This is a genomic window from Streptomyces sp. URMC 124 (genome assembly GCF_051386455.1).
In the GTDB taxonomy this organism is placed as follows: Bacteria; Actinomycetota; Actinomycetes; order Streptomycetales; family Streptomycetaceae; genus Streptomyces.
The window spans coordinates 1-6,328 of record NZ_JBPQTS010000248.1; the positions used below are offsets into that span (position 1 = coordinate 1).

Below are 6,328 nucleotides of genomic sequence, written 5' to 3' on the forward strand. Positions count from 1 at the left end.
GGGCCACTGCTTCACGCAGTGGCCCGGGCCCTTGTCCATACAAACTGCAATAGCTCCCGCCGGTCAGGCGGACTTGCGGGTGTCCCGCGGATGAACGGCAATGTTCATGGCGCCGGAACGAAGGACCGCCAGCCGCTCGGCCAGCACCTCTTCCAGCTCCTCGCGGGTACGCCGCTCCATGAGCATGTCCCAGTGCGTACGCGCAGGCTTGCCCTTCTTCTCCTCAGGACCATCGCCGTCCACCAGGAGTGCCACGGCGCCGCACGCCTTGCACTCCCACTCCGGCGGAATCTCCGCCTCTACCGAGAACGGCATCTCGAATCGATGGCCGTTCGGGCATGCGTACTCCACCGCCTGGCGCGGGGCCAGATCGATGCCGCGGTCGGTCTCGTAGCTGGTAACCACAAGTCGCGTGCCGCGGAGAGCTCGCTCACTCATGAATCGTGCCTCCCGGGCTTAGTCGCCCACAGGACAGGTGTCGCTGTCGTCGTCATCCGGTCAACGTCCGGTCGGCGGTGAAGATTCCCGTTGAGGGACATGCGTCGCCCGTCGTGCCGCCCCTTGTTGTACCCACCAACGCCCGTTTTGTCACATCTGGCAACGGATGTCACCCTGTGTTTCTGTCGCTTTAGCGTGCAGTAACGGTTCGTTCGGTGGGTCGAAGGCGTACACTACCGGCCCGCTTCATCCAGGCCTAAACCAGGTCCGGAACTTCCCGCCCGGCCGGGTGTACGGGAGCCGGAGCGGCAGGCTCCGGAAGGGCGAAGAGGCGCAGGAAGAACTGCGACAGCGGGCCGATCGACAGGGCGTAGAAGACCGTTCCCAGGCCCACCGAGCCGCCGAGCACGAAGCCCGTCGCCAGCACGACCACCTCGATGCACGTGCGCACCAGCCGCACCGAACGGCCCGTGCGCCGGTGCAGCCCCGTCATCAGCCCGTCGCGCGGGCCCGGGCCGAACCGGGCCGAGATGTAGAGCCCCGTCGCCGCCGCGCACAGCGCCACCGCGAAAGCCAGCAGCGGGATCCGTATCCACAGCGACCGCGGATCGGGCACCAGGCTCAGCGTCGCGTCCAGGGCCAGGCCGATGACCAGCACGTTCGACACCGTGCCCAGGCCGGGCCGCTGCCGCAGCGGGATCCACAGCAGCAGCACCAGCGCGCCGATCGTGATCGACGCCGTGCCGATCGACAGTCCGGTGTGCTCCGCGACGCCCTGGTTCAGCACGTCCCACGGGGCGAGCCCCAGCCCCGCCCGCAGATGCAGCGCCGCGCTCGCCCCGTAGAGCGCGAGGCCGATGTAGAGCTGCAGCAGCCGGCGGGCGAGGGACGCCCCTCCCGGAGCCCCTCCCGGAGCCGCTTCCGAAGCCCCCTCCGACACCTCTCCCGACGGTCCCCCTGATGCGGACAACGGTTCCTCCTGACGTGCGGCACGCCCCCGAGGGCGGCCCGGGGCGGCGTGGACGGTACGAGTAGCGGCCACTCGCAGTGGTGCAAGTGGCCTGCCACGTGACAGTCTGGGAGACAGGTGGACGCAAGATCCATGGCCAATCCTCGGAAGGTGGACCGATTCAGATGAGTCATTGGACCTCATCGGTGGGAGCGCAGAAGCTCGCCCGCCTCCTCGGCTCGCAGCGCGACCGCGAGGCCCAGGGCGGTGGCGGCCGCGGCACTGTCACACCGCTCGGCGGCCGCCGCGCCCCCGCCTACCGCTCGCTCGCGGACGGCATCCGCCTGCTCGTCCTCGAAGGCCGCGTGCCCGTCGCCGCCCGGCTGCCCGCCGAGCGGGAGCTCGCCGCCGCCCTCTCCGTCAGCCGCACCACCGTCGCCGCCGCCTACGAGGCCCTGCGCAGCGAGGGCTTCCTCGAATCCCGGCGCGGCGCCGGCAGCTGGACCGCGGTGCCCGCCGGCAACCCCCTGCCCACCCGCGCCCTGGACCCCCTGCCGCCGGAGGCCGCCGGCTCGGTCATCGACCTCGGCTGCGCCGCCCTGCCCGCGCCCGAGCCCTGGCTCGGCCGCGCCGTCCAGGGCGCGCTGGAGGAGCTGCCGCCCTACGCGGCCACCCACGGCGACTACCCCGCCGGCCTGCCCGCCCTGCGCCAGGCCATCGCCGACCGCTACACCGCCCGCGGCGTGCCCACCATGCCCGAGCAGATCATGATCACCACGGGGGCGATGGGAGCCGTCGCCGCCATCTGCCGGCTCATCGCCGGCCGCGGCGAGCGCGTCGCCGTCGACTCGCCCTCGTACGCCAACGTCCTCCAGCTCATGCGCGAGGCCGGCGCCCGCCTCGTGCCCGTCGCCATGGCCGACGGGCTCGGCGGCTGGGACCTGCCGGCCTGGCGCCAGGTGCTGCGCGACGCCGCCCCCCGCATGGCCTACGTCATCGGCGACTTCCACAACCCCACCGGCGCCCTCGCCACCGAGGAACAGCGCCGGCAGCTCGTCGAGGCCGCGCGCGCGGCGGGCACGCTGCTCGTCGCCGACGAGACCATGGCCGACCTCTGCCTGGAGCCCGGCCTGGAACTGCCGCGCCCCGTCTGCGCCTTCGACCCCGGCGGCAACGCCGTCATCACCGTCGGATCCGCCAGCAAGTCCTTCTGGGCCGGCCTGCGCATCGGCTGGGTCCGGGCCGCGCCGGACGTCATCCGCAGCCTCGTCGCCGCCCGCGCCTACGCCGACCTCGGCACGCCCGTCCTCGAACAACTCGCCGTCACCTGGCTGCTCACCACCGAGGGCTGGGACTCGGCCGTCGCCATGCGGCAGACCATGACGCGCGAGAGCCGCGACGCGCTCGTCGCGGCGGTCCGGCGCCACCTGCCCGAGTGGGAGTTCACCGTGCCGCGCGGCGGACTCACCCTCTGGGTGCGCACCGGCGGCCTGTCCGGCTCGCGGATCGCCGAAGCGGGCGAACGGCTCGGGGTCCGCGTGCCGTCGGGCCCCCGCTTCGGCGTCGACGGCGCCTTCGAGGGCTACGTCCGCCTGCCGTTCACCGTCACCGGCGCGGTCGCGGAAGAGGCCGCGTCCCGCCTGGCGGAGGCCGCCCGCCTCGTGGCCACCGGCGCCACGGCCGCGGTGGAGGCTCCGCGCACGTACGTGGCGTAAACGCCACCACGCACCCTCGGCCGCCACCGGCGCCATACGGCCTCCCGGGCGCCCTCTTCCGCCGCGGCGGCGAGCAATTGGTGCCGAGGTGTTTGGCGGTGCCGGGCCGGGCTGGGGTGTGCGTGGCACCGCCGGGCTGCGTCGTGGGGGTGGGGCGCCGTTGCGGCGGGCGTGTTTGCGCGGTCTGCCGGGTGGCCCGACTGCTCTTTTCCGCCGCGGCGGCGAGCAATTGGTGCCGAGGTGTTCGGCGGTGCCGGGCCGGGCTGGGGTGTGCGTGGCACCGCCGGGCTGCGTCGTGGGGGTGGGGCGCCGTTGCGGCGGGGGTAAGAGTGCGGGCGGGGTGAGTCGATTCCGGGGGTGCGGAGTGGTGCGGCGAGGCCGCTGTTCCTTCCGCCGCAACGGTGAGCAATTGGCGACAACGTGTTCGGCGGTGCCGGGCCCGGCTCGGGTGGGCTTGGCGCCGCCGGGTCGGCGTGAGGGGAGGGGTGTGCGGTGCGGGTCCGGCTACGTGGGTTGTATGGACAGGGGGCCCGGGTCGCCCGTGTCGTAGTCGGCGGTGGCGGTGCGGGCCGGCCCGGGGCCGTTCGGTAGGAGGGCCAGGATCGCCTGGCGTTCGCGTTCGGGCGTGTCCTCGTCGTACGGGTCGGGCGTCGCGGGGACCTGTACGCGGTGGACGGGGCCCGAGCCGAGCCGGGCGTAACCGCGTCCGGGCGGGGTTTCCGGCGGAGGGGTGCTCCGGGGCGGGGCGCCGAGTACGGAGCGCACCTGGTCGGCGGTGACGGCGCCGAGGACCACGCGGGCCCGCGTGTGGGTGAGCACGGGCTCGGAGAGCAGCGACGCGCTCGGCCCCGCGGCGTCGTCCAGGTGGTCGCCGACCACGACGGTGACGTTGGCGATCCGCCCGTGCCGCAGCGGCACCTGCAGCAACTCCTGCGGATCGGTCCTGCCTTCGGTCGCGGCGAGGTGGCTGAGCGCGGTCGGCCGGTCGACGAGGATCCACAGGGGGCGCCGGACGTCCTCGGGCGTCTGGTGTCCCTGCCGCCGCGCGCGGTCGGCGGTGAGCAGGCGCCGCTCGGTCTCGTGGGAGGCCCACTCCAGGGCGGCGAGCGCCCCGGCGGGCGAGGATTCGACGGCCAGGACGCCGTCCTGCCCCCGGAGGAAGGCGAATTCGCCGGATCCGCTGCCGTCGACGGCCAGGACGTCGCCCTGCTGGAGGGCTTGCAGGGCGAGCGAACGCAGCAGCGTGCTGGTGCCGGCGGCGGGCCGGCCGAGCACGAGCAGGTGCGGCTCGGTGGAGCGCTGGCCGGTGCGCCACAGCACCGGCGGCTCGTCGCGGCAGTCGGTGCCGTAAAGGACGGGCAGCGTGCGGTGCACGGCCCCGGGGTCGGTGAAGCCGAGGACGCTCTCGCCGGGCGCCGTCACGAACCGCTGGGCGAAGACGTCGGTGGGCAGCGGCGGCAGGACGTGCAGGGCGAGGCGGTTGGCCTCCTCGTCCCAGTCGAACCGGTACTCCCGCCCGCGGCCCGCCTTCATCTGCAGCAACTGCTCGATCCTGGCCCGGGATTCGGGTTCTCCGTCGGTGAAGTAGGCCGGGTAGCGCAGCTCCAGGGAGATCAGCCGGCCGCTGTGGTCGAAGGCGTAGGACGTGAACGCCTCGTCCCGGTCGCCGTCGTAGGCGTAGAGCGGCGCCGGGTCCTCGGGGACGGAGAGGTAGGGCACCAGGGCTTCGTACAGCGCCTGGAGCCGTTCGCCCTCGCTCCCGCGGACGGCCGTCTCGTGCGCGGGTCCGCGGTCGCGGCCCGCCCAGGCCGCCATCGTCATCAGGGTGACGCCGGCGAGCGGCGGCCCGTACGGCACGAGCACCACGATGGCGATGCACGACCCCACCAGCAGCAGGGTGGGGCCGCGCCGGTCGCCCGGTGTCTGCGCCCATTTGCGCCACGCGCCGGCCGCCAGGGCGCGCAGTCCGCGCGCGATGACGATCAGCGGGTGGAGTATGTCGGCCGCGCTGTCGGCTGCCGTGCGCGCGAGATCGTGTCCGCGGGCGACGCGCCGGCTGTCGGTGAGGCTGCGGGGGAGCTGTCGTGGATCCACGTCGGTCTCCTCCTGCAGAGGGGCGTCCAGGGGTGCGGAACGGGCGCGGAGGCGCGCGGCGAGCGCGGCGAGCGCGGCCGGTGCGGGGCGGGCCGCGGGGGCGGGGGTCAGAACTTGAGGCCGCCCAGGAGCCCGGCGAGGCTCGCGCTTCCCGCTCTGATGCTGGGCGCGATGGCCGTGCTGGAGAGGTAGAAGCCGAAGAGGGCGCAGACGATGGCGTGGCTGGCCTTCAGGCTGTCCTTGCGGAAGAACAGGAAGACGATGATGCCGAACAGCACGACACCCGAGATGGACAGAATCATGACGTTCTCCTGAGTGGTCGAGGGGTTCACCATGAGCTCCTCAAGACTCACAGAAAGTATTAATGCGACAAAAGGACATCGCAGTTCGATCACCGGCCGGAAGCCGTGATCGGCAAGGGGCGGACCGTCGCCCGCGGAGGGGCAAACCGCCTGCCCGCGGCCCCGGGCGGCAGTCCGGCGCTCGAAACCGGCCAGGGGCGGCGACTCCCGGCCGAGCGATTCCCGATTCACCCGAACGGGCGCGTCCGTGCCTGCCGGACACCGCCCCGCGACCGTACATAGGGTGGGAACTACACCGACATCGCGTGCTGTCCAGGCGCCCAACCGGAGGACCGCAGACCATGACCGAGCAGACCCCCGAGACCGAGCCCGCCCACGACCCCGAGGTGCTCCAGCTCGCGGCCAAGGTCTTCGACCTGGCGCGCCACGGCGACACCGACACCCTCGCCGCCTATGTGGACGCGGGCGTGCCGGCCAACCTCACCAACGACCGCGGCGACTCCCTGGTCATGCTGGCCGCCTACCACGGCCACCTCGACGCCGTCACCGCCCTCCTGCAGCGCGGGGCGGACCCGAACCGGGCCAACGACCGCGGCCAGACGCCCCTCGCGGGCGCCGTCTTCAAGGGCGAGGACGAGGTCGTCCGCACGCTGCTGGCGCACGGCGCCGACCCGGCCGCCGGGGCGCCCTCGGCCATCGAGGCCGCGGGCGTGTTCGGCCGGCAGGACCTGCTGGAGCTCTTCCGGGGCGAGTGAGCCCGGGGTGCCGGCGCGGCGCCCCCGGCCCCCGCGGCGCCCCGGCCGGTCGCGGCCAGTACGAGGTTCCCGGCC

6 protein-coding genes are annotated in these 6,328 nt (G+C 73.7%); 2 read left to right on the forward strand and 4 right to left on the reverse strand.

Going from position 1 to position 6,328, the window contains the following annotated elements:
* Nucleotides 1–63: 63 nt before the first annotated feature.
* Nucleotides 64–438, reverse strand: a complete 375-nt coding sequence (locus ACSNOG_RS31365; protein WP_004948858.1) for an RNA polymerase-binding protein RbpA — start codon at nt 436–438, stop codon at nt 64–66.
* 256 nt (nt 439–694) lie between these two features.
* The gene (locus ACSNOG_RS31370; RefSeq protein ID WP_436756098.1) at nt 695–1,378 is read right to left on the reverse strand and encodes a YczE/YyaS/YitT family protein; all 684 of its coding nucleotides are present in this window, start codon (nt 1,376–1,378) and stop codon (nt 695–697) included.
* 194 nt (nt 1,379–1,572) lie between these two features.
* On the opposite strand from ACSNOG_RS31370, the gene ACSNOG_RS31375 reads away from it, so the two are divergent.
* Nucleotides 1,573–3,102, forward strand: coding sequence for a PLP-dependent aminotransferase family protein (locus ACSNOG_RS31375; RefSeq protein ID WP_436756099.1), 1,530 nt, complete (start codon nt 1,573–1,575; stop codon nt 3,100–3,102).
* A 504-nt stretch (nt 3,103–3,606) separates the two neighbouring features.
* Here ACSNOG_RS31375 and ACSNOG_RS31380 read toward each other — a convergent pair.
* Nucleotides 3,607–5,196, reverse strand: a complete 1,590-nt coding sequence (locus tag ACSNOG_RS31380; protein ID WP_436756100.1) for a hypothetical protein — start codon at nt 5,194–5,196, stop codon at nt 3,607–3,609.
* A gap of 107 nt (nt 5,197–5,303) precedes the next feature.
* Entirely contained in the window at nt 5,304–5,498 is a 195-nt protein-coding gene (locus ACSNOG_RS31385; protein WP_058047788.1) for a hypothetical protein, read from the reverse strand.
* Nucleotides 5,499–5,839: 341 nt separating this feature from the next.
* Between ACSNOG_RS31385 and ACSNOG_RS31390 the strand changes: the two genes are divergently transcribed.
* Entirely contained in the window at nt 5,840–6,253 is a 414-nt protein-coding gene (locus ACSNOG_RS31390; RefSeq protein ID WP_058047705.1) for an ankyrin repeat domain-containing protein, read from the forward strand.
* Nucleotides 6,254–6,328: the final 75 nt, after the last annotated feature.